26 protein-coding genes and 1 pseudogene are annotated in these 26,045 nt (G+C 71.8%); 9 read left to right on the forward strand and 18 right to left on the reverse strand.

Annotated elements, in window-relative coordinates:
- Positions 1–25: 25 nt before the first annotated feature.
- Positions 26–900 (reverse strand): IS5 family transposase gene (locus tag IF01_RS45575; RefSeq protein ID WP_375340984.1). Its coding sequence is split into 2 segments (ribosomal slippage): positions 26–508 and positions 511–900, totalling 873 coding nucleotides; the frame shifts between segments, so codons are not numbered across the junction.
- A 128-nt stretch (positions 901–1,028) separates the two neighbouring features.
- Between IF01_RS45575 and IF01_RS0117545 the strand changes: the two genes are divergently transcribed.
- The gene (locus tag IF01_RS0117545) at positions 1,029–1,262 is read left to right on the forward strand and encodes a hypothetical protein (protein WP_157855260.1); all 234 of its coding nucleotides are present in this window, start codon (positions 1,029–1,031) and stop codon (positions 1,260–1,262) included.
- A 520-nt stretch (positions 1,263–1,782) separates the two neighbouring features.
- Here the strand turns inward: IF01_RS0117545 and IF01_RS0117555 are convergent.
- Positions 1,783–2,487, reverse strand: a complete 705-nt coding sequence (locus IF01_RS0117555) for a metal-dependent hydrolase (RefSeq protein ID WP_037780168.1) — start codon at positions 2,485–2,487, stop codon at positions 1,783–1,785.
- A 777-nt stretch (positions 2,488–3,264) separates the two neighbouring features.
- Entirely contained in the window at positions 3,265–3,525 is a 261-nt protein-coding gene (locus IF01_RS51030) for a winged helix-turn-helix transcriptional regulator (RefSeq protein WP_078880072.1), read from the reverse strand.
- 434 nt (positions 3,526–3,959) lie between these two features.
- On the opposite strand from IF01_RS51030, the gene IF01_RS0117565 reads away from it, so the two are divergent.
- Positions 3,960–5,099 carry a methyltransferase gene (locus IF01_RS0117565; RefSeq protein WP_030394372.1) on the forward strand — a complete coding sequence of 380 codons (1,140 nt, stop codon included), beginning with the start codon at positions 3,960–3,962 and terminating at the stop codon, positions 5,097–5,099.
- Here IF01_RS0117565 and IF01_RS48320 read toward each other — a convergent pair.
- Positions 5,090–5,311: a Tn3 family transposase gene (locus IF01_RS48320; protein ID WP_157855261.1), complete on the reverse strand. Its 222-nt coding sequence runs from the start codon at positions 5,309–5,311 to the stop codon at positions 5,090–5,092. The genes IF01_RS0117565 and IF01_RS48320 overlap by 10 nt on opposite strands.
- A 10-nt stretch (positions 5,312–5,321) precedes the next feature.
- Between IF01_RS48320 and IF01_RS0117570 the strand changes: the two genes are divergently transcribed.
- Positions 5,322–5,960, forward strand: coding sequence for a hypothetical protein (locus IF01_RS0117570; RefSeq protein WP_157855262.1), 639 nt, complete (start codon positions 5,322–5,324; stop codon positions 5,958–5,960).
- Positions 5,961–6,567: 607 nt separating this feature from the next.
- On the opposite strand, the gene IF01_RS0117575 is transcribed toward IF01_RS0117570, so the two are convergent.
- On the reverse strand, positions 6,568–6,867 hold the full coding sequence (locus IF01_RS0117575; RefSeq protein WP_030394374.1) for a hypothetical protein: 300 nt from the start codon (positions 6,865–6,867) through the stop codon (positions 6,568–6,570).
- Between the two features lie 659 nt (positions 6,868–7,526).
- On the opposite strand from IF01_RS0117575, the gene IF01_RS0117585 reads away from it, so the two are divergent.
- A complete protein-coding gene (locus IF01_RS0117585) occupies positions 7,527–9,044 on the forward strand; it encodes a S1 family serine peptidase (RefSeq protein ID WP_244215540.1) in 1,518 nt (505 codons plus the stop codon).
- A gap of 99 nt (positions 9,045–9,143) precedes the next feature.
- Here the strand turns inward: IF01_RS0117585 and IF01_RS51555 are convergent.
- Together IF01_RS51555 and IF01_RS0117590 are read right to left on the reverse strand one after the other, a co-directional pair.
- Positions 9,144–9,452 (reverse strand): annotated as a pseudogene (locus tag IF01_RS51555) (PIN domain-containing protein); the annotation flags it as partial.
- A 101-nt stretch (positions 9,453–9,553) separates the two neighbouring features.
- Positions 9,554–10,495: a DMT family transporter gene (locus IF01_RS0117590; RefSeq protein WP_030394376.1), complete on the reverse strand. Its 942-nt coding sequence runs from the start codon at positions 10,493–10,495 to the stop codon at positions 9,554–9,556.
- A 373-nt stretch (positions 10,496–10,868) separates the two neighbouring features.
- Between IF01_RS0117590 and IF01_RS0117595 the strand changes: the two genes are divergently transcribed.
- On the forward strand, positions 10,869–11,162 hold the full coding sequence (locus IF01_RS0117595; RefSeq protein WP_157855263.1) for an alpha-amylase inhibitor: 294 nt from the start codon (positions 10,869–10,871) through the stop codon (positions 11,160–11,162).
- 67 nt (positions 11,163–11,229) lie between these two features.
- Here the strand turns inward: IF01_RS0117595 and IF01_RS0117600 are convergent, their stop codons facing one another.
- Positions 11,230–14,346 carry an AfsR/SARP family transcriptional regulator gene (locus IF01_RS0117600; protein WP_078880049.1) on the reverse strand — a complete coding sequence of 1,039 codons (3,117 nt, stop codon included), beginning with the start codon at positions 14,344–14,346 and terminating at the stop codon, positions 11,230–11,232.
- A gap of 247 nt (positions 14,347–14,593) precedes the next feature.
- On the opposite strand from IF01_RS0117600, the gene IF01_RS41905 reads away from it, so the two are divergent.
- The gene (locus IF01_RS41905; RefSeq protein WP_051755564.1) at positions 14,594–15,244 is read left to right on the forward strand and encodes a DUF6192 family protein; all 651 of its coding nucleotides are present in this window, start codon (positions 14,594–14,596) and stop codon (positions 15,242–15,244) included.
- Positions 15,245–15,979: 735 nt separating this feature from the next.
- On the opposite strand, the gene IF01_RS0117620 is transcribed toward IF01_RS41905, so the two are convergent.
- From IF01_RS0117620 to IF01_RS0117650, 6 genes are all read right to left on the reverse strand, one after another.
- On the reverse strand, positions 15,980–16,450 hold the full coding sequence (locus IF01_RS0117620) for a protease inhibitor I42 family protein (protein ID WP_030394381.1): 471 nt from the start codon (positions 16,448–16,450) through the stop codon (positions 15,980–15,982).
- Positions 16,447–16,836 carry a hypothetical protein gene (locus IF01_RS0117625; RefSeq protein ID WP_244215541.1) on the reverse strand — a complete coding sequence of 130 codons (390 nt, stop codon included), beginning with the start codon at positions 16,834–16,836 and terminating at the stop codon, positions 16,447–16,449. The genes IF01_RS0117620 and IF01_RS0117625 overlap by 4 nt, the downstream gene beginning before the upstream one ends.
- 8 nt (positions 16,837–16,844) lie before the next feature.
- Positions 16,845–18,407: a hypothetical protein gene (locus IF01_RS0117630; RefSeq protein WP_051755566.1), complete on the reverse strand. Its 1,563-nt coding sequence runs from the start codon at positions 18,405–18,407 to the stop codon at positions 16,845–16,847.
- Between the two features lie 2 nt (positions 18,408–18,409).
- Entirely contained in the window at positions 18,410–18,724 is a 315-nt protein-coding gene (locus IF01_RS0117635) for a WXG100 family type VII secretion target (RefSeq protein ID WP_030394384.1), read from the reverse strand.
- A gap of 1,382 nt (positions 18,725–20,106) precedes the next feature.
- On the reverse strand, positions 20,107–20,370 hold the full coding sequence (locus tag IF01_RS0117645; protein WP_030394385.1) for a hypothetical protein: 264 nt from the start codon (positions 20,368–20,370) through the stop codon (positions 20,107–20,109).
- Positions 20,367–20,621 (reverse strand): hypothetical protein, encoded by a 255-nt coding sequence (locus IF01_RS0117650; RefSeq protein ID WP_149030630.1) that lies wholly within the window; start codon positions 20,619–20,621, stop codon positions 20,367–20,369. The genes IF01_RS0117645 and IF01_RS0117650 overlap by 4 nt, the downstream gene beginning before the upstream one ends.
- Before the next feature lie 160 nt (positions 20,622–20,781).
- Here IF01_RS0117650 and IF01_RS0117655 point away from each other — a divergent pair, with 160 nt between their 5' ends.
- Positions 20,782–21,366 carry a P-loop NTPase family protein gene (locus IF01_RS0117655; RefSeq protein ID WP_051755568.1) on the forward strand — a complete coding sequence of 195 codons (585 nt, stop codon included), beginning with the start codon at positions 20,782–20,784 and terminating at the stop codon, positions 21,364–21,366.
- Between the two features lie 258 nt (positions 21,367–21,624).
- On the opposite strand, the gene IF01_RS0117660 is transcribed toward IF01_RS0117655, so the two are convergent.
- Positions 21,625–22,263, reverse strand: coding sequence for a dihydrofolate reductase family protein (locus IF01_RS0117660; RefSeq protein WP_030394388.1), 639 nt, complete (start codon positions 22,261–22,263; stop codon positions 21,625–21,627).
- A gap of 75 nt (positions 22,264–22,338) precedes the next feature.
- Positions 22,339–23,181: a helix-turn-helix domain-containing protein gene (locus IF01_RS0117665; RefSeq protein ID WP_030394389.1), complete on the reverse strand. Its 843-nt coding sequence runs from the start codon at positions 23,179–23,181 to the stop codon at positions 22,339–22,341.
- A 731-nt stretch (positions 23,182–23,912) separates the two neighbouring features.
- Here IF01_RS0117665 and IF01_RS48975 point away from each other — a divergent pair.
- Both IF01_RS48975 and arr read left to right on the forward strand, forming a co-directional pair.
- Entirely contained in the window at positions 23,913–24,677 is a 765-nt protein-coding gene (locus IF01_RS48975) for a hypothetical protein (protein WP_030394390.1), read from the forward strand.
- Positions 24,634–25,074, forward strand: a complete 441-nt coding sequence (gene arr / locus IF01_RS0117675) for an NAD(+)--rifampin ADP-ribosyltransferase (RefSeq protein WP_279617264.1) — start codon at positions 24,634–24,636, stop codon at positions 25,072–25,074. The genes IF01_RS48975 and arr overlap by 44 nt, the downstream gene beginning before the upstream one ends.
- 26 nt (positions 25,075–25,100) lie before the next feature.
- Here arr and IF01_RS0117680 read toward each other — a convergent pair whose 3' ends face one another.
- Both IF01_RS0117680 and IF01_RS0117685 read right to left on the reverse strand, forming a co-directional pair.
- On the reverse strand, positions 25,101–25,280 hold the full coding sequence (locus IF01_RS0117680; RefSeq protein WP_030394392.1) for a hypothetical protein: 180 nt from the start codon (positions 25,278–25,280) through the stop codon (positions 25,101–25,103).
- Between the two features lie 37 nt (positions 25,281–25,317).
- Positions 25,318–25,932 carry a YdeI/OmpD-associated family protein gene (locus tag IF01_RS0117685; protein WP_030394393.1) on the reverse strand — a complete coding sequence of 205 codons (615 nt, stop codon included), beginning with the start codon at positions 25,930–25,932 and terminating at the stop codon, positions 25,318–25,320.
- Between the last annotated feature and the right edge of the window lie 113 nt (positions 25,933–26,045).

Genomic DNA, 26,045 nt, shown 5'->3' on the forward strand with positions numbered 1-26,045 from the left:
ACCGCATGGTCGCACCCAGGGCGCCTCACAGCCATTCGTTTATGGCGGCGACCAGCACCGTCGCGTGATGGCGGACGGCGAGCTTGTCGTACCTCGTGGCGACCGCGCGGTGACGCTTGAGCCGGTTGATCCCGCACTCGACCGCGTGCCGCTGCTCGCAGTCGCCCTTGTCGAACTGGGGCGGGCGGGCGCCTCGGGAGCCGAGCTTCCGCCGGTTGCGGATCTGGTCCGCCTTCTCCGGGATGGTGCACTTCACGCCGCGTCGGCGCAGGTAGGAGCGGGCCGCGCGGGAGCCGTACGCCCTGTCCGCGCGGACCCTGTCCGGCTTCGTGCGGGGCCGACCGGGGCCGGTCCTGGGCACTCGGATGGCGTTCAAGACTGGCTGGAACTGGGGACTGTCGTGCCGCTGGCCGGCGGTGACGAGCAGGGACAGCGGCTTCTGTCCCTGCTCAACCGCCAGGTGCAGCTTGGTGGTCAGCCCGCCGCGCGAGCGTCCGAGTCCGTGATCATCGGGCTCAGTGTCGACGCCGCCGGGAGGCTCCTTCTGTAGATCCCCTTTTTACGCGCTCCAGCGGCATGCTGGTGGGCGCGCGCGATAGTCGAGTCCACGCTCACGTCCCACGTGATCAGGCCTTTTGCGTCGGCATCGGCCTGCAACTGCTCGAAGATGCGCTTCCAGGTGCCGTCGCGTTGCCACCGCCGGAACAGGTCGTAGGCCCGGTCCCACGGCCCGTACCGCTCAGGCAGGTCACGCCACGGCGCCCCGGTCCGAGTCCGCCACCGGATGCCATCGATCAACTGCCGACGAGTCCACGTCCGCGGGCGGCCCGGCTTCTTGCCCACCGGCAGCAACGGCTCCAGACGCTCCCACTGGCCGTTCGCCAGGTCACCACGTCCCACAGACCGTGATCATCTACGACCTGGATCCACTTTCGCAACAGACCCTCGTCCTCGGGACCGCTGCGGCATCCGCCCTCGCCGGGGTCGGGCAGCTTCGCAGGGGACGCAGCCGCGGGAGCCTGAGGACCGTGGCCACCGTCGCGAACTGGCTCTCCATGCTCTGGGCGGGACTGTCCGTCTACGCCGTCACCTACTTCGTGCTGGACCGCGGAATGGGCGCCTTCATAGGTCTCGGCAGTTTCCACAGGACCCTGCTGGCGGGCGGGTGGACGTACATCATCGCGAACGCCCTGATCCTGGCCGCAGGCTGCACCGCAATCGGACGGAAGAACCCGAGGACCAGGAGACCGAAGCACAACTGACCGAACCCGTCGCTGACGGTTCCGGGTTGCTCCCTGCGCGCGGGAGCCGGGACCGGTTGCTGATCGTGGTGCCTCGATGCCGTCCTCGTGTGGCCTCGGCGCAGGCGGCGCCGATGGTGATCAACTGCGCGACCTGGAAGGACGACAGCACGTTCGGTGTGTCCCGCAGGCGGTTCGTGCGGACGCTGAGCCGGCCGTAGCGGTGGACCCGCTGGGTGAACAGCGGACCCGTCTCGAACGGCTTCGCGCCGCGAGGAGATCCGCGTCAAGGCCGGGCAAGGCTGGGCGGGGAGCTGCTCGCAGGCCACGCGGGCGGTGCAGTGTCCAGGCGGATCCCGTCGTCGCATGCCGTGTGGAGACAGCAAGTCTTCTGCGGCGGGCCCTTGATGAGCAGCCGGACGAGCGGGTCGGTCACCAGGGCGCCGCCGTCCGTCCGCTTCCTCCCGACCGATCTCGGGCAGGCGGCCGCCCGCGCGCCCGCCGATCACCTCCTCCGCGCCCGGTTCGCCCCGTCCCGGCCTCAACTCACGGCCAGCAGCGGGGAGAACACCGTGCACCACAGGGCCGCGACGGTCGCGACGGTCATTACGGGCACGAACACCCGGGTTTCCAGTTTTCCCCCGGTCCGCCGGACCAGCACCAGTTCGAACCGACGCCGCCACGGCCAGAACAGGGGCACGCCGCGACGGGTGAGGAAGTCGCCGAGCACGTGGGTGAGAGCTCCCAGGCCCACCGTGTAGGGCAGCCAGGCGGCGATGCCGGGGACCCAGGCCGCCACCGACGCCGTGCCGATCCCGGCCAGGCCGACGGAGGTCAACCACGCGGTCGGCCCGTGGCCGGGCGGATGCAGGTGCAGGGCCCGCCCCGCGAGGAAGAGCAGGACGAACGTGAGCGCGTGGGTGAAGCCGTCACCGAGCCGGGTCACACCCGCCCAAGTGCCCGAGCCGGCGAGCGCGACGAACAGCAACGAGTGCGTGGCATGGCGGTGGCCTCCGCACAGCCTGCCCACCAGCCGGCACAGCGCCCTGGACACCGGACCCAACAGGTGGGCGGGGGTCGCGTCCTGGTGGTCGACGTCAGGGAGCAGCGCGGCGCCCGCGCACAGGAGCGTCCCCACCAGGATCTCGCTCGGCCCGGGCACCGTGCCGAACACCTTCTCCGGGAGGAACGACGCCGTCGCCGCGTACACCAGGGCTCCGCTGATCGCGTGCGACTGACCCATCATCGACGCCCCCGCCTTCCTGTCCGTCCACGCGACCACCACCCTGCCGGTGGCACCGGACCGGACGGAGATCGTTCTGCTACCCCCCGCCGCGCCCCGTACTCCACCCGAGCGTGACACCGGCCCGCCCCCGGCCGACGAGACGTTCCGGGCGGGGGGCGACAGGCAGCGGAGCGCCGGTGCCCGTCGAGCGTGGCCCGGCGTGCACCCGCCCCCGACCGTCGCGTCAGGCCTCAGGACACCGGCGGCGGCGTTGGTCGGAACGGTGCGCCGCAGGGTCGGGAAGAACAGCAGCAGGGGGACGGCGGCAGCCGACGTGCCTGCCATCCGGGTAGTCGCGCAGCAGGCTGGAGTCGCCTCCGCCGCCGCTGGCGACCCCGGCCCGCCGTCGAAGAGGCGACCGGCGCTTCCCGTCCACCCGCCGGGCACGCTGCCGCTCGCGCCGTACGAGGTCGGTGTCCCGTGCCCGTGGCGAGCGGCGCCGAGGGCTTGCGGCAATCGGCCGTTCGGCGCGTCCTTGCCGCCCGACTGCCGTGTCCGCGGGCGTCGCCACGGCATCCGGGATCGACTGGAGGGATCTCGGATGAGACGCTGCCCCTGAACCTGGGTGAGGAGCTGCTGGAGCAGTTCCTCACCGCCGGACGAACCCTCGACCCGAAGGACGCGCCCCGCATCGCCGAGCAGTACACCCGCGCACTCGGTCTCGGATCGCGCGTCGACACCGGCCTCGCCGTAGCGGTGGTTCCCCGCTCCGCAGCCGGCGTTCGCCCCAGCCAGTGCTCACCTGGCCCGGTTGCTGTGCTCCGTGGAGGCCGCCCGGTCGTGGGCGGTGCGGTGGCGGTGGATCTCGACGGCGTGGGTTTTCGCCCAAGCCCGGACCGCGAGGAACGGCTCGATCAGGCTGCCGCCCAGCGGGGTGAGGCTGTACTCGGTGCGGGGCGGGACTTCGGCGTAGACGGTGCGGGCAGGCGCTGCCCTCTCGGAGGCCTGGCGTCCGGTGCGTTGCGTCCGCAGCTGAACCTCGGCCCCCGCGCCTGGCAGACCCTCTCATAGAGGCACGGTCTGGTCGAGCTGGTTCTCGGTGGCCCGGGCGGTGACGGCGAGCAGGTCCAACGTCATTGACCGACTCGGCGCTCGGGTCGCGTCGGGAGCGACGGCGAGCGCCGCTCGGACCGCAAGGACACCGCCGACGAGAAGTGAACCGCGGTGGGCCGGGACAGCCCTCCCCGACTCAGCCCATTGGCTGGGTTGCCTGCGGACAGCGGGCTGTGCGAGCCTCTTACCTCATCTCTCTGAAAGGGCTGGTCGTGACGCTCGGCATGGTTCTCGGCGACTCCTCCTCTCGCGCTTCGACGCGGGAGCGGTAGCCCCACCTGCCCTGACACACGCGCCCGTGCTGCAGCACGGGTCGTTTGCCCTGCTCCTCGTCGAAGTGCTCTTCGTGCCCCTGCACGTTCGACCACGAGGAGTACGTGGTGTCCACGATCCACTGGACCGAGATGAACACCCCCCGTTCCGCCCACTGGCATTCCGAGAGCGCGACACCGCCTCCCAGCCGGGTCATCGGCGCGGACGACCGTACGAAAGCCGACACTGCGTACCGCCTGGCCTGTGAGGGAGGCGCCTTGTTGTGGCGGGGCGACTTCCACAACGCACGTCAACTCCTGCAAGCCCTGGGCCGTCGCATCGACCGGAAACCTTCTCGGCAGGGCGGCAGCCCAGCAGAGTCCTTCCACCTGCACCGCAGGGCCCGCGGCCACCGTGCCCGTGTGCTCGGCAAGCTTCTCGTCCTGTTGGATGGCGACTACGTCCTGAACCTGCGCAGGGCCCCCGATGTGCGCCACGCATGCGCCGAGGCGTACGGTCCGCCGGCCGAGCCGATGGCCGTCTCGCTCACAGAACTACTGGGCGTGATCGGAGCTCATCAGTGGCGTACGAAGGGCGTGGAGGTACCAGCCCTCGGTGCCCGCATTCACCCGCACTACGGCGTGTTCTCCCCGGTCAGGGGCGAATACGTCGACCTCGTTGCACAAGCACCGTTCCCCGCGCTGGTGGCCCGTCGCGCGGGTCGCCTTACCGCATTCGACCTCGGGACGGGGACGGGAGTGCTCGCCGCCGTCCTGGCCCATCGGGGGATCGACCATGTCGTGGCCACCGACATCAGCCCGCGTGCCCTGGCCTGCGCACACGAGAACATCCGCCGACTGCACTTCACCCGGCACATCGACATCGTGGGCCCCGGCCTTTTCCCCGAAGGCCGGGCGGACCTTGTCGTCTGCAACCCGCCCTGGATTCCAGCCCTCCCCACGTCCGCCGTAGAACAAGGGGTCTACGACTCGGGAAGCAGCATGCTCCGCGACTTCCTGCACGGACTCACCGCGCATCTCGAACCGGGAGGCGAAGGATGGCTGATCCTCTCGGACTTGGCCGAGCGCCTAGGACTCAGGACGCGCAGCGAACTTCTGGACGACATCAAGGCAGCGGGCCTGCACGTGGTGGACAGGACTGACATCCGGCCGCGGCATCCACGAGCCCGGGACACAGCAGATCCCCTCCACTCCGCCCGCTCCTCGGAGGTCACTTCGCTTTGGCGCCTGGCCAGCACTCAACGGTGAGCGTCGGCCGTCGCCGGGGCGAGCAGGCTTGTGGCCCCGGCGATCGCCTCCGGGGAAGGGGGAGAGCATTTCCGCACGTTCTCCGGGCGGAAGATCTTCCGGGCGAGCGCGTGACGGCCCTCCTGCAGATTGGCCAGCGTTCTGATCTGCCGCCGGTAGCCGGGCTCGTCGGCCAGACGCAGAATGCGCGCGGCAACGGATGTGTCGCTCAACCTGGACCGGTTGCTGGACTCCGACCAGCACCGACGCACCGGCGCGCTCGACTTCCTGCACCACGTGGTGCACCACCAGAACACGCTCTACGAGGCGACGGTGCCGGCCGCCCTGTACGTGGTGGGGATCCTGTCCGACCCGCGCACCCTGCGTCCGATCGACCGTTCCCGCAAGGATCTGCCGGGACCGATGCGGGCCGCACTCCTCGGCTGGCTCGGCGCGGTGGCATCCGAGGCGAACGACGCGGCAGCGGATGCCTTCCGGCGGCACGGTTTCAGACCCGAGGACCACCTCCCCTTCGTACAGACGAACCGGCTGCTTCCGCTGCTCCTCGGCCCGGTTGCAGCGCACACCCGGGACCCCGACCTGTCGGTCCGGGAGGCCGCCGTCGCCGCCTGCATCCCCCTGGTCGACGACGCCCGGCTGCGGCACCATCGCACCGCGCTGATGCCCTCGGTGCGTCAGGTTCTCGCGGCGAGCGCCCAATGGCAGTACCGGGAGCGCGCGATCAACGCCTTGGAGGAATGGGGCGAGGACACCGCAGGCCTCGTCGGCCGGGACCCGTGGGCGTTCATCGACGCGGACCTCCCCCGCCGTGCACCCCGCCCGGGCCGGCCCGTCGAACCGTCGGAAGAACCGCCGTTCTGAGACCAGGCGTTCTGTCGCCGGAGACGACGTTCCTCCGCGACCGCCGAGCGCGGCGAGCCCCAGGCACCACCCGCGCCCGGGCCCTGCACAGCACGCACGCGTCGACACCGGCCTCGCCATAGCGGTGGATCGGTGCTCCGCAGCCGGCGCCCACCCAAGCCAGTGCTCACACGGCCCGGTCGCTGTGCTCTGTGGAGGCTGCCTGGTCGTGGGCGGTGCGGTGGCGGTGGATCTCGACGGCGTGGATTTACGCCCGAGCCCGGATCGCGGGGAACGGCTCGATCAGGCTGAGGTGGCCGGTTCGGAAACCAGTTGCTGCAGAACGCCCTTGCAGGATCCTGCGGGGCAATCAGGCAACCGACCCGCGAGACGGCCGGCAGCGGCGCACCGTCATCTGCCCCAAACCGGACCGGACGGATCGTCGCCCGCCTTGTCCAGCCGAGGCCCGCGAGCAAAGGGTCAACCTGCGTCGACAGCGTCGGACGCCCTCCCCGCGCCCGCGGGGCGTAGCGGCCCGGCAGCCGATCGGCGTCCTGGTCGCCGTGGTCGCCGACCTCGCGGAGCGCCTCACCGACCACCCGGGCCGCCTCGAGCTGCTGCCAGCGGTTCATCCACTGCTCCAGTCAGGTACCTGGAGCTGGAGCAGGACCTGGTGGATCTCGGCACTCACCGTCAGTGTGGGCAGGCCGGAACTCTTGTTCGTCGGGTTGGCCAGTCGCTGGGGGACGTCCCCGACGTACTGCCCTCTCTCGGAGGCCTGGCGTCCGGTGCGTTGCCTCCGCAGCGGGCCGGTGCTGCTCGGGTCCGTCCAGGACGTGAGCCGCTGCACGGCCGCGAGCGGCGACTTCCAGCCGGTGGTCGCCTCGACCGCGAGGCCGTCGTCCCGCCCTCGGGCCTGCCCGACCACCGCACGCCGTCCGTGGCCACCGGGAGTGCGGAAGCCTACGGGGACCTCGGCAAGGTCCCCGGCTGCGGCGTACCGGTCTCCGCCGACCGGCGCAGCGCCACGATCCCGCTGCCGCAGACCGACCGGGCGAAGGCCTGGTACCTCACCGCCCGGGGCGCGGCAGTGGCGGCGCCGGCACGAAGGGCCGGGGCCTGCCCGCCTTGCCGCGCATGCCCCGCACCGGCGAATTCGGGTCGGTGATGGCCGCCACCTCGGCAGCGTGGCCCGCGCCGTCCTCGCGGACCCCGTGGACTATCACGCCGCCGGCCGTGTCGGCCATCGCTCGCGCCGGCAACCGCGGCGTCCCCCACCGGCACCCCCGCCCGCGCACGGCGCAGAAAGGGCCGCCCCCGACCGGGGCGTCCCCTTCCACTGGCTCCCTGTCAGGCTTCCGGCCGACCCTCGCCGAAACACGTTCGCGCGGTGGCCGCAGTGCGCCTGAAGCACGGGTGAAGTCCTCCCGATACCGCCCGCGTTCAGGATCGTGGCCATGCGGAACGGCCCGGCGCCGTTCCTCCGTACATGCCCGCCCGGCCTCGTGCCCGGCGGCGGACGAACGGGAGTCACACATGCGCACGTGGACGAGCCGAAGGACGGCCGCCGTCCTGACGACGGGGGCCGTGGCGATCACGAGCCTGGCCACCGCCCTGCCGGCGCAGGCCATCGTCGGGGGGACCGAGTCCACCCGGCCCTACTCGTTCATGGCCTCGCTCCAGTACGACGCTCCCCGCCCGGACGGACACCGGTGCGGGGCCGTGCTCGTCGCCCCGCAGTGGGCACTGACCGCAGGGCACTGCGCCAACACCCCAACGGGCCAGAAGACGGGCGTCCCCCGCGGTTGGAAGGTCCGCGTCGGATCACTGGACGTCACCGACGGCGGCGAGGTCGCCGAGGTCGACAGGTTCTACCGGCGTACAGCCAAGTACGACCCCCCGGGCGAGGACATCGCCCTGCTGCACCTGCGCACCCCGGTGCGGGCCCAGCCCGTACGGCTGTCCGAAACCACGCCCCCCGCAGGGACACCCGCCCGCATCCTCGGCTGGGGCCCGTCCTCGGCCGACTGCGACGACTTCGCCGACCCCACGTGCTTCTCCAGCCGACTGCGCGAGGCCGACACCGAGGTCGCGCCGCTCGGGGTGTGCTGGGACAAGTCCGACGCCACTGCGCCCCTGTGCATCGGGCGCCTCGACCCTGCGGTCGGGCCGGGGACGACGGACTCCGGCGGGCCCGCCCTGGTGCGCGCCGGCGACGAGTGGGTACTGGCGGGAACGGTCGTCGGCGCCGGCAACAAGGACGCCAGCTTCCCCGGCCTGTACACCGATGCCGCGAAGAACTCCGCCTGGATCAACGGCATCGTGAGCGGAACCGACGTGCCGCCGATCGACCCGATCCCGAACGTGGAGGGCGCGGCCAAGGTCGGCAACTGCCTGGGGTCCGTGGTGCGTCCCCCCACCGCGCGCCCCAACGACCCGGCGCTGGTGCTGACCAACGGCCACTGCGTGCCCAGCGGCCGGCCCGCGCCCGGAACGGCACTGGTGGACCGGCCCGCCGATCTGAGGAACCCGGTCACCGTCAACGACTCCGCCGGCTACACCCGCACCACCGCCCGCGCGACCCGCCTGGTCTACGCGACGATGTCGGGCACCGACATCGCGCTGTACCGGCTGGACAAGACCTACGCGCAGCTGGCCGCGGAGGGCGCGAAGGTCTTCCGCCTGTCCACCACCCCGATGCGCAAGGGCGACCGGCTGTCCATGGCCTACAGCTTCAACCGTCCGGCGTGCACGGTGGAGGCCGTGGTGCCGCACCTGCGCGAGGGCGGCCACCAACAGGACCACGCGGTGCGCTACGCCACCAGCGACAACTGCGTCAGCATGCCCGGTCACTCCGGCAGCGCACTGCTGGCCTCCGACGGGGAGACCGTCGTGGGCATCAACAACACCCACAACCGCGACGGCGAGCAGTGCACAGAGAACAACCCCTGCGAGGTCGGCCGGGACGGATCCGTGACCGCGGTGCAGGGCCGCAGCTACGGCCAGCAGGTCCATCGCATCGCCGCCTGCCTCACCGCGGGCTCGCGCCTGGACCTGCACCGCCCGGGCTGCGCGCTGCCCCGTGCCGCAGCAGGACCTCGCTGACACTCGCGGCAGAGTCCGCTCCGGGGCAGGGTACAGGTCGGTGTGGTGCGGCCTGCCGCTTCCGTCCGGCCAGCGGGGGACGATCCCGTCCAGTTCGGCGGCGCAGCGGAGGATCTCCCGATCCGGCTCGGCGCGGCGGTGTCCGGGGGAATCGAGGCGGACCTCCAGGGTGACGCCTTCGCGCAGCTTCACCGCTTCTGCGGGGGCGGCGCCGTCGAGCTTGCGCTCGAGACGGCGGATCGCGGTGGCGGCCTTGGCGGCGAGGAGACCGTTCCCGTACTTCTGCCGGTCGAGCTCGTCGATCACCACCAGCGGCACGACCAGGCGGGCGTGCTTGCCGTCCAGCCCCTCCCCGGCGAGCAGCGTCTTCCAGTCGATGTTCTCCGGCTGCTGCCAGTGGTTGAGCATGTTGGTGTCGAACGGCGCAGCCTTGCGACCGGCTGGTCAGCCGACCCGACGTGGCTGGCCGGCCCGAGGGAACGAGCACGCCGACCAGCCACGTCGCTTCGTCAGTCTGTCGCGTTCGGCCGGGACTCCGCGACAGCGAGGCCGGCGATGGCGGCGAGCATCAACGCCGTGCCGATGACCGTGGCCGCGGTGAGCCGCTCGCCCAGGAACAGTACGGCGAGCAGTGCCGCGCCGACCGGCTCGATGAGCATGACCACCGACGCGGTCGCTGCCCTGACGGCACCCGCTCCGGCGAAGTACAGCGGGTAGGCGAGTGCCGTGGTCACGGTGGTGACGTAGAGCATCAGCAGCACTACACGGCCCGGGTCGGCGGTGTGCGGCACAAGACCCTCGCCCCAGGCGAGCGGCAACACGACGGCCGCGCCGACGGCGAAGGAACCCATCGTGAGGGTGTACGGGTCCTCCCCGGCGCTGTGCCGTCCGGTCCACCGGCCCAGGAGGTTGGAGGCGGCGTACCCTGCGGCGGACAACAGCGCCATCGCCACCCCGCCGGGGTGGACGACACCTTGCTGGTTGCCCAGCACCAGGATCGCCAGGCCGGTCAGCGCGCCACAGATCGCCAGCAGGGCGCCGTGTCCGACGCGCTCGCCCAGGAACACGCGGCCGCCGCCAGCGGTGAACACCGGGGTCGCCCCCAGGGTGACGATGGTGCCCACGGCCAGCCCCGTGTCCTGCACGGAGGCGAAGTAGGCGGTCTGGAAGACCGCCAGGCCTACGCCGGTGCCCGCGAACAGCAGCACACGTCGGCCGATCGGCCGCGGCGTCCTGGACAACTTGCGGGCCGGGCGGACGACGCTTGCTGCGAGCAGCAGTGCCGCGCCGGTCAGGAAGCGCCAGAACGAGAGGGCCGTCGGCCCGAAGTCGCTGGACCGGTAGATGATCTCCACGGCGGCGCCGGTGGTGCCCCAGGTGGTGGCGGCGAATGCCAGGTAGGCGAGGCCGCGGCGCACGGATCGGGGCGCCGTCACGGGGGCAGGGGTCATGGCAACAGCAGTTTTCGACACGGAAGGGGTCTCCAGACGGAGCAGGTGGTCGTGGACTCGCGTCTGCGGGCACAACCACCGGGCGCGTCGCGGCCCGTGGCCTACCTACGCGCTGGTGTCGATGGCGACCCGCCTCAGAGGGCGGGAGGCGCGAGAACTGCTGCACACATGAGGGCACTGTACGACATTGCGCACGGCGCATGTGCCCGAGAAGCGGCCGCCAACCAGCCAAGAACCGTGCAAGCTCTTTGCAAGGCACGCCCTGGAGAGTTCTGTCATCCGGTGCGGGCAAGCCGGGCAGTCGAAGGGCCGGGCTGTGGGCCTGCCCGCCATCCTCGTACGAATTACGGAAGGGACCCGTACCATGCCGAAGATGTCCAAGGCCTGGCCGGCCGCCATCGCCGTGGCGGCGATGATCGGCGGAGGCGCTCCGCTCGTCCTCGCCGGCACGGCGTCGGCCGCCGGCGGCACCGCGCCGGCCTGCGTCGAGAGGATCGTGCGCACGTACCCCGGCGGGGGAACGGTCGACCTGACCAACAACTGCGGTAGGACCATGCGGGTGCAGGTCGTCTACCAGAACAGCGTGGGCACCTGCTACGCCCTGGCGTCCGGGCAGCACAAGGGGCTCAGCTACGAAGGGGTGTACGTCCGCACCGCCGTGTGCTGACGGGCCGGGCTCCTGGCCGGTCCAGCTGACCGGACCCGCCGCAGGGGAACAGGGCGCTCCCGCGGCGCTACGGAGCCAGGCCGTCGAACATCGCCCGGGTCTGCCGGGCGTGGCCCTCGCCGTCCTCGGTCCGTCCGAGGGCGGTGAGGGCCCGGGCGATGCCCGAGCGGGCCCGGGCCTGTTCGTACGGATCCTGGGCGCGTTCGGCATGGCGCAGCCCGTCCCGGTAGTGGGTCAGTGCCTGCGCGGGGCGTCCGGCGGCGCGGTAGCCGTCTGCCCGGCCGTTGCCGAGCCGGCTCAGCTGCCCGGGGTCGGTCAGGCCCGTGGCCACCTGCGCCGCCTGGTCGTGGGAGTCGATGGCCGCCGTGTGGTCGGCACGCGCGGTGTGGAGCAGTCCCAGTGCGCAGAGGGCGTCGGCCTCGAGTGCGCGGTGCCCGAGCGCGCGGACGGCCGCGAGGCCCAGCAGGCCGTGGTCGAGCGCGTCCTGGTGAGCGCCGAGGGCAGTGTTGACGAGGCACAGGTTGATCGAGGAACTGGCTTCGCCGTGGCGGTCCCCAGTCTCCTCGAAGAGTGACCGGGCGCGGTGGCAGGTGTCCAGGCACTCGCGATGGCGTCCGAGACGGAGCAGGATCCCGCCGAGAACGGTCAGGGCGGCCGCCTCGCCGTGCCGGTCGCCCTGTTGTCGTTTGATCTCCAGAGCACTCCGGCCGGTCTCCAGGGCGTCGTCGTAGCGGCCGGTCAGGAAGCTCACCACGGCGAGGTTGCTCAGCGTAGCGGCCAACGCCGTGGGATCGCTGTCGTACCTGCGCAGGCGTTCCGCGTGCCGGAGCGCGTCAATTGCCTCCGGGTAGCGGCCGGCCTGCCAGTAGGCGGTGCCGAGATTGTGCTGGGTGTCGCCCTCCGCCTTCGGGTCCGCGAGCTGGCGGGCGCAGGCAAGAGCGGTGCGGTGGGTGTCGATCCACTCGTCGTGGTAGCCGCGGATGTAGAAGAACATCCAGAGCAGATGGGCGAGTTGGGTCGCGCACCGGTGGGATCCCACGGCGTGGGCGAGCTGGACCGCCACGGACAGGTTCTCCCGCTCGCTCTCCAGCCACTCGAGCGCCCCGTCGTAGTCGGCGAAGTCCATCCCGGCGGGATCCGTGCCGCTCCGGGGCGCGGACCGGGCACGGTGCGGGCTGAGGAGGGCGTTCGCCCTTCCGGTGGTCGCCACGTACCACTCCAGGAGCCGGTGTTGGGCTTCGTCGGCACAGGACGGGGCGAGCGCCGAAGCCTCCTCGGCGGCGTAGGTCCGGAGCAGGTCGTGGAACCGGTAGCGGCCGCAGCCCGGCGACTCCAGGAGGAAGCTGTCCACCAAGGTCTCCAGCGCCCGCTCCGCGGTGCCCTCGGCACAACCGAGGAGGGCGGCGGCGGCCGGGAGCGCGAGAGTGGGACCGGGCCAGATTCCGAGCACGCCGAACGCGTTCGCCGGGTCTCCCGCGCCTGCCACCCTCGGGAGGCTGCGCTTGGAGACCGCCAGACCGGCCCGCACCTCGAGGTCGCCCAGGGCCAGCTGGTCGAGGCGGCCGTGCTCGTCGGCCAGACGGCGGGCGAGGTCCCGGACCTTCCAGGAAGGACGCGCGGCGAGCCGGGCCGCGGCAATGCGGATGGCCAGCGGCAGCCCTGCGCACACCCGCAGCACGTCCGTGGTCGCCTCCGGTTCGGCTGCGGTCCTTCGCTCCCCGACGATGCGCCCGAAGAGGCCGGCCGACTCCTCGCCGCTCATGTAGTCCAAGTACAGGGCCCGGCCGCTCTCGAGGTCGTTCAGTCGACGGCGGGAGGTGATCAGCACGCCGCACCCCGGGTCACCCGGCAGGAGCGGGCGGACCTGCGCGGCGTCGGCCGCGTTGTCGAGAACCAGCATGATGCGCCGGCCGGCGAGCGCGGAGCGGTAGCACGCCGCACGCTCGGCGAGCCCGGGAGCCACACCCTTGGTGTCGAACCCGAGGTCGCGCAGCAAGCGGGCGAGCACCTCGGCCGGAGGAAGCGGCCGCTCCTGGCCACCGTGGAGGTCGACATACAGCTGGCCGTCCGGAAAGCGATCCAGGACCCCGTGCGCGACCTGCACGGCCAGCGCCGTCTTGCCGACGCCGGCACCGCCCGACACGATGCAGACACCGTCGCCGCCGGAGGTCAGAATGTCGCGGACCGCCTTCAGCTGGGCTGCGCGGCCTGTGAAATCCCCAGCACCTCGCGGCAGTTGCGCGAGCGGCCGCACAGGTCCCGGCGTCACGGGAACCTCGGTGTTCGGCGTGGAGCGGTCGCGGCCCGGCCCGGAGGTCGCCTCGGACGACACCTTGGCACCAGGGACCTCTACGGGCGGGTGGGACACCGTCGCGGGCTCGCGCGGAGCCCGCGACAGGCCAGGGTCGCTCCCCAGGATCCGCTCGTGCAGCAAGCGCAGGTCGGGCCCCGGCTCCACGCCCAGCTCCGCACGAATGTCCCGGCGCACACGGTCGAAACAGGAGAGCGCCTCGGAGGCCCGACCACTTCGGTACAACGCCAGCATCAACTGGGCTGCCTGCTTCTCGGCCAGCGGATTCTCCGCCAACAGCTTGGCGAGCTCAGCGGCAGCCTCCACGTGGTGGCCCAGAGCCAGTTCCGTCTCGTAGAGCCCTCCCAGCAGTCCCAGCCGCTCCTGCGCGAGTGTGGCCCGTACCCGGTTCGCCCAGTCACCGCCGACACCGGCCAACGGCTCGCCCTGCCACGCCGCGGCAGCCTCCCGGTAGAGGTCCCTGGCCCGGAGGTGCTCCGAGCGTCCGACCTCACCCGCCGCGCTCACGGCGATTCGGCGCACCCGATGCACATCGACAAGATCCGCTTCGACCTCGAGAACGTAGCCGCCGGCACGGCCGACGAGCACCGCGAGCGGAACGGCGGTGCCCGAGCGATGCAGCAGTTTTCGCAGGCGGGTGACATAGCTGTACAGACTTGAACGCGCCGCAGGCGGGGGTCGGTCTCCCCAGATCCGATCCACCAGAAGGTCCGTGCTGACCGGCTGGTTCGCGTGCAGGGCGAGCACGGACAGTGCACACGCCTGTTTCGCCGACCCGGCCGACACCGCCCCGCACTCCGCCGACGCCAGCTCGACCCTTCCGAGCAGGCGGACGACCGGCCGCCGTCCCTCGTCGCTCTGTGCACCCTTCATCAGGATCCATCTGAGCGCAGACTCCCTTATTGTGCAACCCCGACTTGGTGGAACAACTTTGACGGACCGTCCGATCGGCAACGACGACACTGCTCACCGCGTCTCGAGATGGCGGCCGGCACCACTGCGGTCAAGTTCGCACGGGAGGCGTCCGGCGGCCTTGTCGCCGCCCTGCACGCGCACCTGGTCCTCACCGGCACGAGGCAGGTCACGGCCGGTCCCCCACCGGAAGGCGTCGCTGGCCAGGATGGCCGACGATCTCGGGCTGACCTACTCACTGGTCAAACGGGCGAGGTGGGCCGCTTCAAGGTGGCCGAAGGAGCGCCGGCAGAGCGGGGTCTCCTTCACGGTCCACGAGGTTCTGGCGAGCGTCACGGACGAGGCGGAGCGGTTCGAGGTGATCCTCGCCCCGCCCAGGCCCCGGGGCAGGTGGACGCCGGACGAGGCCAAGCGCAGGGTCCGCCGGCAGGTCGAGCGCCCGGTCTCGCCGGAGGAGAAGGTCCGCGCGATCCACACTCTGGCCGCGTCGGAGGAGGTCTCCGCGAAGGTGACCGGCGGCCTGCTTCGGCAGCCCGGGGTGATGGCGAACGTCGAGCCGAAGAACAAGGTCCGGGCGGTCGAGGAGCTGACCCGCGACAACCGGCTTGCGGACGACCGTGAGCCACAGGAGTGCCGCTACGTCATGCGGTTCTGGTGGCAGCTGGTCGTGTCGTACACGGAGGTGTCAATGGACGAACTCGCCCTGAACGTCGGCGGGTCGAAACTGGAGGCCATCGAGGAGCTGATCGGGGCCATCAGGTCTTCCCACGACGCGATCGATGCATGGATTGCCGCCACTCAGCAAGCCTTCCCCGTGGTCCAAGACCGTGGCTGGACAGCCTCGGAAAGCGACGGCTGACCCGTCTGCGCGGGGATTCATGGGCGCGGCCGGGTGACAGGCATGCCGAGGTCGGTGACGCCACGACCTTTGCCGCGGGTCCGTTCCAGGCTTCGGTCGAGGGTAGTGAGCTTCTCCCGGGCTTTGGTCAGGCTGACCTGGAGGCCAAGGAGGCCCACGGCAGGCCCCCGTTCTCGCGCCCGCCCGAAGGGCTGCCGCCCCTGCGGCGAGGTGGCGGGACACCGTGGGCATGCACGTACCGGACAGTGTGGAGCTGCGGACAGCCGGAGCGTTCAGCTCTTCTCGGGCTCGCCGAGGGTCCAGCCGCTGACCGCGGCAACCGGGCCGCGCCAGAAGGGCAGGAGGTGGCTGGCCCGACCGTCGCGGTAGGTGACGTCCCACAGGTGAAGGAAGCGGGCGTCGGCTCCAGCCGCCGGCCCTTGTCCCGGTTCTCCTCGATCCGGTCGCGGGCGACCCCGCCAGCTCGGCGCAGGTCGTGGTCGTCCAACCCCCGGACGAACTTCTCCTCCCAGGCCGCAACCGGGACGAGGGTGCCGGTGACGAGCCCGCCGGGCACGATCAGAGTCACCACCACCTCGGCCTCGATGTGCCCGCTCGCGGCCCCCAGACGCAGCAGCTCCAGAGACGGGTCGCTGGGGACCGCGGCCGAGCAGGCGCACGTGATCCTGCGTTGAGCGCCGGCAGCGGGTTGGTACGGGGCGGGCGTCGAGAGTGGTGCCCGCCCCGACCGACGGCTCAGCGGACGTCGACGGTGAACTGGCGCTTGGTCTCGTTAGGCCCGCCGGGGAAGGACCCACCGAGTTCGTCACGGTAGGGGACGTGCACGGTGATGGTGGTGCGGCCGGGGCCCTGGGCGCGGAAGGTGAAGTAGTAGTGGCCGCCCGTGCCGAGGTTTCCGGTCCCGCCGAAGCCGAGCAGGTCCTTGAGGCCGGCGTTGCCGACGTATTCGTCGCCGGCGGCGCGGGCGACGGCCGGATCGGGATCGGGGACGGCCATGGTCCAGTTGTCGCCCGCTCCCCGGTAGCCGAACACCTCGATCGAGAAGAGCTCACCGGACTTGACCACCAGGTCGCCCGAGGTCTGTGAGAACACCGTGCCGTGATCGAGCTTGCCGGTGGTCTTCCGGTGGATCGCCACCGCGCCGCCGGCGACCACCAGGAGCACCGCGGTTGCCCCCAGCAGGATCCGACGCCACCGCCTGCTCATGGGGTTGCCTCGCGGTGGGTGACCCGCAGTGCCAGGAGGGCGGCGACCGCATCGAGCCAGCGGGCGACCAACTGGTCGCCCTGCGGACCCTGTACGACCGTTGAGGCTGCCTCCAGCCAGCCACGGGCCGCGGCGGCGGCCGGGCCGGGCAGCGGCTCGGGCAGTGCGGCCGCGAAGCGGGTGCCGCCGGCCCGGACGACTTCGCCCAGGAAGGTCAGGGCGCGCGGCACGACGCCGAGCCGGTCGACGGTGATCGCGGCGGCCACCGCGCCGTCGCCGAACAGCGTGGAGCGGTGCGGTCCCGGGTTCGGCAGGCCGAACCGCAGAAGGATCTCGATGTCCAGCTCGGCCAGCCGGCTGTCGCTCCGGGGTTGTGGGGTGTTCACCTGGGACCTCATTTGGGCAGCCGGATGCTCTCGACGTTGGGGAGGCTGGCGTCGGAGGCGCCGCCCATGTGGTTGTTGACGAAATCCGCCTCGCTGACCCAGACGGTGTAGCCCCAGGGGTTGTAGATCTCCAGTTGGTCGCCCCGGTGCCCGATGATCATCATCTGGTGGCCTCCGTCCCCGCGGACCGACACCGGGACCGGCTTGCCCTCGTCGATCACCCGCTCGATCTCGGTCAGCGCGCTCTGGCGCTTGTCGCGGCTGTCGAGATCCACATTGCGGTACTCCGCACCGGTGTGCTTGCCGATCTCGTCGTCGGCGATGTCGTCGGACTCCCAGTTCCACATCCCGCCCTTGCCGAAATGCCACCAGGCGCGGGTGTCGTAGACCCGCCTGGTCTCCTCGCCCCACCGCGCCTTCGCGGCATCGCCGTTGTCGTAGGCCGGGTCACCGGGGCGGCCACCGGTGGTGAGCTGGAAGGCGAACAGCGGGTCGACCATCGCCCGGGCGGTCACCGTCGACGCCGCCACGCAGGTCGGGTACTGGCCCTGGCTCCAGTTGACACCCTTGTAGCCCGTCGACGCCTTCTGGTCGGAAGTCGCGTCGAGCTGCACCGGGGAGATCCGCTCGCCGAGCCAGCCGGGGTCGTCGGCATGCTCATGGATCAGGTCGTCGAAGCTCTTGACCTCGTCGTAGCTGTGCCCGGCGGCCAAGGCCTTCATCAGGTAGGCGCGTTCCTCCGGGGACTTGCAGCCGGCCAGCAACTGGTCGAAGCGGACCCTGTCGGCCTCGCTCATCCTGTCCATGGCCTGGCCGGCACGGGTGACGTCGTTGGCCGTCAGGATGCTGCCGTACACCTGCTTGCCGTCGAGAGCGGCATCGACGAGGACCAGCTTGTCCGCAGCGCCCAGCCCCTTGTTCTTGAACCTGCCGGCCAACGCCTTGCTCGCCAGCGCGTTCAGCTCGCGGACGGCGGCCCGACCTGCGGTCTCGGCCTTCACCGCGGCATCGACGATCGGCTTGATGCCCTCCTGCGCCCGCGCCTTGGCGGTGTGCATCTTGTCGTCGTCCCAGTGGAACGGGTCCGGCGCGCCCGCAACGGTGATCTCGTGCAACAGCGCCAGCGCCTCGGCGAGCGGTGCGTGGCCCCGGCCGTGCAGTGCCTGCGCCTCGCTCAGGGCACCGGCCAGCGCCGTGAGCTGGCCGGCGCCCTTGCCGAGCATGTCGCGACAGCGGGTCAGGTCGTCGGCGGACGCCTTGACGACCTCGGCCGCCTTCTCGCCGACCTGCCCGGTCCAGGCATTGGGCAAGCTCTCGGAGGCGACCTTCTCCACCTTCATCTGGGCCTGGTCCAACCGGCTGCTCGCCGTGTTGTAGGCCGCGGCGAGTTCGCCGAGCCTGCCCGGGTCGCCCTGCGGGGCAGGAAGCCGCAGGGCATCGTGGACCGCGTACTTGAGGTCGCCTGCGCCCCACATGCCGTGGGACTCGTCAATGACTTTCTTCAGCTTCTCGGCCTGCTGGCGCTGACTGCCCGCCAGCAGGGTGGCCAGGTCCGTGCTGTGGTCCGCCACGGTCAGGCCCCCTGCTGGTACTGCTGCTGCACACCGTGGTCCGTGGCGGAGTAGTTGGCCGCCGTGGTGTGCACCTTCCCCCCGAGGTCCGAGAGCGCGTCGATGTTCACCTGGAGCTCGTCCTGCCAGGCCTGCCAGAACGCCTTCGCCGCGTCACCCGCGTACTCACCGAGAACCGCAGCATCCGACATGTTCAACCGGTCCAGGACCGCTTTGACGCCGCCCACGTCCCCACCGGCCGCGATCAGCCGATCGGCCGCGTCCCCCAACTTCGCCGGGTCCGCACTGAACCCCGTCCCCACCCCGCCGATCCCCATGGCCCCACTCCCCAGCCCCCGAAACGGTCCGTAGACAGCCCATCACCATAGCATCGACCAGACCGACCCCGACGGCGCTTGGCCCCACCAAGGCCACCAGGTGCCGTCGGCCGCCCGCACAACGCCTGTCCTCTGCCCGGCGCGCCGGAAGGCGAGGCCCCGGCAGCACCCGGCCGATCGCCCGGTACGGCGACGGCCCCGCACGCGCCCGGGCCGCAGTCGGCACCTGGTGAACTCGGTGGGCGTCATCCGGCAAGGCGGCCGGAGCGAAGGCCAAGGCCGCGACCGAGGCGGCAACCGAGCGGCAGCACCTGCAAGAGGTGGAGCGGGCCGAGAAGGCATTGGGCCGGGCAGAACAAGCCCGGCCCAACGCGACCCGCCGGACCGAGACCGCCGGGCGCGCGCTCGAGGAGGCCGAGGCAGGGCAGCGGGACGCGGAGGTGGAAGCCGAGCGCGCCCGGGCCGCACTACCCACTCCGGCGGGTCCAGGAGGCGGGGCTCGTCGGCGGTTGCTTCGAGGTGGGTGAAGAGCACGGGGCCGGCCCGCAGGAGACCGGTGTGCCAGATCCGGGGTGCGCGAAGGGTGGGAGGAGCCAGGAGCGCCGGTTCGACGACCCAGGTGGCGTACGGGGACGGCGAGGCGGGTGCGTCGAGGAAGAGGCTTGCCGGCCGTGGCAGGTCGGGGTGGTGGACGGCCATGACCGTCCGGTCGTGGCCGGATGCGCGGCCGAAGACGCAGACGACGATCTGAACGCCGTGGTCGGTGTCGGCGAGCACGGTCGGGAAGGCGAGGGTCGCGTCGCGGCGCCCGGGTCGTGCGAGATGGACGAGCCAGGCCGGGGCCGCGCCGGCCGGGGGTGCCACGGGCCGGCGCTCCAGGACGAGGACGGTGACCAGGCCGGCCGGTGTGTCCAGGAGGCCGCCGTGGGACAGGCGGCCGGCGCGGTCGTCCAGCAGGGTCTCGGGGCCCCGCAGGACGCGCAGTCCGTCGCCCGTGGTGATCGTCTCGCCCATGCCGTGACGGTAGCCCTGCGGTGGTGCGGCTGCCAGCTGCCGCACCACCGCGTCGGCAAGTCAGCGGCCGTGCACGGCGCGGAGGCGCTACCCGGCTCACCCGCGTGCAGTCCTCGCCGAACGGGCTGCGGACCGGGCCGGCGACGGAGGTGTAACGCCGGGCGCACAGCGCTCCGTCACAGGTGACCTTCTCCAGCGTCGCCGCCTTACTGCCAGTCCCCTCCGCGGGGCACGGCGACCCGCCACCGCGTGCCTCCGCCAGCTCGGGCCCGGCAACGGCCTGCTGCGGCGGGCCGAAGGAGTTCTCCCTGATCCGGCAGGCCGAAGGCGGGCCGAGCCGCAGCACTGATGGCCGGCCCTGCGCGGGGCTACAGCACGGTGAGTGTGATCACCCACAAATGCGGAACGGGCGGGTCGGGCAGGATCACGTAGTGGGCGACCAGGTCGGGCAGGACGATCTGCCGGATGCTGTCGTCGAGGTCGTCGCCGTCACTGGCCGGCCAGGACCACGGATCGGCCATCGCCCGCTCCAGACCGTCCTGGAGCTGCTTGACCTGGTCGTCGGTCAGGGCAGTGCGCACCAGGGCGGCGGCCTCGGCGGACAGCCGGGCCCGGTAGGGGTGGGCGGTCACCGCAGGAAGAGGTCGTCGAAGTCGACGCCGTCGTCCTCGGGGCGGCCGGCGCGGTTCCAGTCGTGGACGGCGGCGGCGGCCAGCGCGGTGGCGCGGGCGATCCGCTCCTCGCGGGTGCCGCTGGCGGCCAGGTGGTCCGCGGTCAGGACGCGGCCGATCAGCGTGTCGACGTCGATGCCCGCACTCGCGGCCCGCTCCCTCAGGTCGCGGACCAGCTCATCGTCCAGCCGGGTCGTCAGCTCTACGGTCATGAGCCGATGGTAGAGCCCGCCCGCGCCCCGGCGCAGGGGGCCGGGGAAGCCGCGCAGTCCGCCGGCGCCCCGGCGAGGCATGCGACGGTCGATAGCCGCTTCAAGTGTGAACGACCGGCCCGGCCGAGTCGCTCCCCCTGTCGTGGGTAAGGACGGCGGTATGGACAACGGCACGGAGAAGCCCCCCGCCGTGAGGGCCGGAACGGGTAGCACCGACACCGTACTGGTGGTGGTACGCGGACCGAGCGGCGCCGGGAAGTCGAGCACCGCCGCCCGGATCCGCTCCGCCTACGGCCGCGGCCTGGCCGTCGTCGGACAGGATCTGCTGCGCCGTGAGGTGCTGCGCGAGCGGGACGTCGCCGACGGCGCGAACATCGGCCTGATCGGCCTGATCGGCCTGGTCGCCCGGCACGCCCTCGACAGCGGCTTCCACACCGTCGTCGAGGGCATTCTCGACGCCGGCCGGTACGGCGCGATGCTCACCGACCTGGTGGCCGGCCACCGCGGGCGCAGCTTCCTCTACTACCTCGACGTCGGCTTCGCCGAGACGGTGCGTCGCCACGCGACCCGGCCGCTGTCCGCCGAGGTGAGCGCCGAGCAGATGGCCGACTGGTACCGGCCGCTGGATCTCCTGCCCGGCGGCCTCGAACACGTCATCGGCGAGGACAGCACCCTCGACGACACGGTCACGCGGATCCTGACCGACAGCACGCTCACCCCGCCGGGCTGGACACCGCCCCCCTGAACGGGACGGACCAGCCGAACCCGCCGGGCACCTGAAAAGCAGCCTCACGGCGCTGGGGCTGTGGGCGTCAGTGTCACGGGAGGGTTCTCGGCGGGAGGACCGCTCGGTCGGAAGCGGGTGGCCCGGGCGGGGGTTCGCGAGGTCATTGGTTCCTACGTGCCGCGGCGCTCGACGAGGCGCCGACGAGATCGTCCGGTGTGACGCCACGCGTTTCGGGCCGGGCATCAGCATCCGGGCCCACCGGATTGCGGCGCGGCTTCACTGACGGCGCACCCTGAACCTCAGGTGCAGCACCCGGTTGCCCTGGATGACCACGTGGGGATCCTCCAGCAGCTGCTGCCCGTCGAAGCTACCGAAGAAGCGCTTGCCCGACCCGAACACCACCGGCACCACGTCCATCGCCACCTCGTCCACGAGGCCGGCGGCGAGGATCTGGCCGCCTGCTTCACCGGCGCTCACGGCGACGACCCGGTCGCCGACGAGCTCCTGGGCCTTCTCGATCGCGGCCTTCACACCGTCGACGAAGTGGTAAGGAGCCCCGGGGTGCCAGCCCTCGGGCTTGGGCCGGTGGGACACCACGACCACGTGGTCACCCGCGGGCGGCCGGCCCTCCCAGCCGTTCACCAGGTCGAACTGGTGGCGGCCCATCACGATCACACCGATCGAGTCCCACACCGACTGGACGTACGCCGCCGAGACACGTGAGAGCTTGAAGCCGCCTCCACCCTCGGAGTGGTCGTAACCCCCGTCCCCGTCCCCGTCCCCGGCGCCGGCGCCGGTTTCCGTGAGCTGGGTGTCTCCGCTGAAGTACCAGTCGTGGAGCGGCCCGACTCCGTCGTTCTTGTCGGCGATGAAGCCGTCCACCGACACGACGTTGTGCATGATCACTGAGCCCATGAGAGTCTCCCTGAATCCTCGGGAACGGTCACCTCCGATTGTGTGGTCCTCCGGACGGGCTGCGCTTGTAGAAAATCAAAGAGCAGGCATCGGACCCTCGTCCGGCGGGAACTCCCGCTCGGGAGGGATCCGGCGTCTCAGCGCCAGGTACTCCGTCGGGGTGTGACCGGTGAAGTCCTTGAACTCCTTGCCGAAGTGAGCCTGGTCGAAGTAGCCCGCGACGAGAGCGAGCTCCGACCAATCGACCGGGCGCACGGCGTCCACGGACCTGATCAGCTGGGCGAAGCGGTACATCCGCGCCACCTTCTTCGGGGTGACCCCGACGTTCGCCTTGAACTGCGCGGCCAGAGTGGTGCTGCTGACTCCGGCGGCGTCGCTCAGCGCACCGACGGGGACCGCGCCGTGGGAGGTCTCCAGCCATCCGCCGGTGTGCTGGACCAGGTCGAGCCCGCGCGACGGCGCCTCGATCAGGCGCGAGCGCAGCTCCTCCTCCAGGATCCGCAGCGTCGCGGCGGTGGACGTGGCCTCGCCGACCCGGTTGCGGATCCGATCCACGGACCCTCGCCAAACGGCGTCGACGGGCACCCATCGGTCCCGCAGCTCGGTCGCCGGCATGTCGACGAACGCCGCCATCCCCCAGGGCTTGAAGTGCACCCCGACGAGCCTTACCCGTGTGGGGTACTCATAGAGGAAACGCCTGGTCCACAGACCCACGAACCACCCGTCCGACACCACTTCCGAAGGCACCGAAGGGTCGGAGTCCCACAGGCGGGCAGGCTCGCCCAGGTTGATGACCAGGTGCGCCGACGGCATCGGCGGAACGACCATGCGGCGGTGACCCGGCACACCGGTGAGGCAGTAGATGTCGTCGATGAACCGGTCGAGCGGCGGGGCGGGCACCCGGCCGACGTACTCCATGGACCCAGTATCGCCGACGACGGTTCGGCCCGCCCCGGGCGATCTGCACTCGCGCCAGGCATCGACGATCACGGGTGGCATTCGCCGCCGGCGAGGGGCCCGGCTGCCGTCCGACAACCGCACGTCGCAGGGCACCGTGATGACCGTCGCCGGGACGACCGCCCGTACGGGCGGTACGACGTCCTCCCACGCGGCGGACGCCCGACGGGACCGGCAACGGGTGATCCTCACGGACGCGTGCAGGTCATGGGTCGCGGTCCACGAATACCGGCTGGTCGAGCAGCCGTCAGGGGCTTGATCCACTCGACGACCGCACCCTCGACCGCCCGTGACCGGACGGGCGCTCGCTGGCCCGGCCCCGGATGCCCCGCGCGGGGGCGGGTCCGGGGCCGGGATCGCGACGGGGTGTCAGTGCTGCAGGATCTCTCCCATGTAGCCGTGCACCGCTCCGCGACGGTCCTCTCCGAGGCGGCCGGCGGGATGGACCTGCCGACCTGGGCGACCGTCGAGGCATTCCTGGAAGCCTGCGGCGAGTGCGACCCCGCGCCGTGGCGCGACCACTGGGAACGGGCCCGCGACGCCCTGGACGAGCCCTCACCCCCGGCCGACAGCCCCGCGCACGAACCCGCACCCGCACGCACGCCCTGCTGGTGGTTCTCGCGCTCCGCCGCCGCGACGGCCGCCCTGCTCGTCGGCCTCGCCGCAGGCCTGCTGGCGGGCCGTCAACTCCCATGCACCGGAACGGCCACGTCCTCACCCCAGCCCACCACCCCTCCCGCACGCTGTCGACCGTCGTGGTCGTCCCGGCACCCGTGCCGCCGCCCTGGCCGGCGGCCGGGTCCGGCTGCGACGCCCGCACCCACTGGGTGTACCAGTACGACCACGCGTACCAGGGGCAGGTCTACGCCCTGCTCGCCCGCCCCGACGCCACGCCCACCGACACCACCGTCACCCTGACCTGGGGCGCCTGGCGATGGCGGCACCCGGTGACGGTGCAGCCCGGCACCCCGGAGCGCACCACCGGCGGCACCCTTCTGCTCTACGCCAAGCTGGACACCAGCCTGCGCGACCCCCTGGTCACCCTCGACACCCCCGACCCCGTCTGTGCCGCCTTCGGCACCGCCGGCCCCACCTCCGTGGCACCGCTGTCCACCGTCGACGCCAACCAGGGGTGGACCGGCGCCGACCGATGGCCGTCCGCGGGGCCCGCCCACCGGTTCGTCCTACGGGTGGGGCGAGGGGAAGTCGGTGTCGCGGCCGGCACGAACATTGCCGGCGAACCGGTGGAACCGCGCGCACGGCCCGTCCAGGCGCCCCGCTGCTCCTCACGCCGTCAGCGGCGTGCGGAACTTCGGACGATCACGGCGGCCCAGCGTGAGGGCAATGCCCGGCCTGCCCGGGGTCGACCGGGGCTCCGTGCTGGAATGGTCGCAGTCGCAGGTCCGTCGAGTGGTGAGGGAGTGCATCGTGAACGCGCCGATCCGGTGGGGCAGTGAGGATCCCGGGCCGTTCTTCCACGGCACGAAGGCCGAGGTCGCGGTGGGTGCCCTCCTGGAGCCGGGGTACAGCTCGAACTACGGCGAGGGCGCCACGGCGAACTTCGTCTACCTGACCGCCACCCTGAACGCCGCCGTCTGGGGCGCCGAACTCGCGGCAGGAGCGGGGCGCGAGCGAATCTACCTGGTCGAGCCCACCGGACCGTTCGAGGACGACCCGAACCTCACCGACAAGCGGTTCCCCGGCAACCCGACCCGCTCCTACCGCACCCGTGACCCTCTGCGGGTCCTCGCGGAAGTCCGGGACTGGCAGGGGCACTCCCCCGAGGAACTGCAGCACATGCGCAACCACCTCGAAGAGCTGAGGGCCCGGGGCGTCGAAGCCATCAACGACTGAGCCCCGAGGCCCGCCCGGCTCCATGATCACTTCTGACTGGTGCCTCCGCGGTACTGGTGACTCCGCGGCACCACCGCCGTCGCGCCCTTGCCCTCGCCCTGGCGGGTATCGCGGTCGAAGGGACGCCCGTCCACGTTGCGCTCGATGAAGTACTGCTCGGCCTCGGACCGGATGCCCTCCAGTGCGAACCGCAGGTGCCCCAGCACGGGGTGGTCGCGCAGCGCGGCGCGGCGGGTCGGGCGGTCACGACGTCAACGGGTCCGCCGGTTTGGCCCGCTGCGGATGGGGCGTCTCGTGCCGGGCCAGCATCGCGACGAACTCGGAGATCTTCCTGGTGCGCGTCTCGGCCCGCTTGACAGCGTTGACCCGGTTGACCAGGGCGAAGCGGTTGGTCCTGGTGAGCACCTCGAACATCGCCTGCGCGGACGGGACTTCGGCGATCGCGGCCAGCAGGTCGGCCGGCACCTCCGCTTCCGACGACGGCGCGTAGGCCGCCGTCCAGCGCCCGTCGGCCTTCGCGGCGTCCACCGCGGCGCGGCCCGCGGGCAGCATCAGGCCGGCCGCCTCCAACCGGGCCACGTTGTCGACGTTGCGCCGGGACCAGACGCTGCGGGGCCGGCGCGGGGTCAACCGCCTCCAGGAACTCTCCTCGTCGCGCTTGCGGGCCTGGCCGTCGATCCAGCCGAAGCACAGCGCCTCGTCGACCGCCTGCTGCCAGGTCAGCGCGGTGACGGAGCCGCCCTTCCTGGTCAGGGCGAGCCACACTCCGGGAGAGGCGGCGTGGTTGTCCAGCAGCCACGCGCGCAGCGCCGCGCCGTCGGCGACGATCAGCTCGTCCAGCTCGGTTCCGGTCACCAGCACAGGTTAGTGCCACAACCCGGTGCCGCGACCGGGCTCCCGACTGCGGACACGGATCCGTTCGACGCCGGCCGCGAAGACCGGTCACGGCACAGGCCTGGACGCCATCGGTC

The organism is Kitasatospora purpeofusca (genome assembly GCF_000718025.1).
Classification (GTDB): Bacteria; Actinomycetota; Actinomycetes; order Streptomycetales; family Streptomycetaceae; genus Kitasatospora; species Kitasatospora purpeofusca.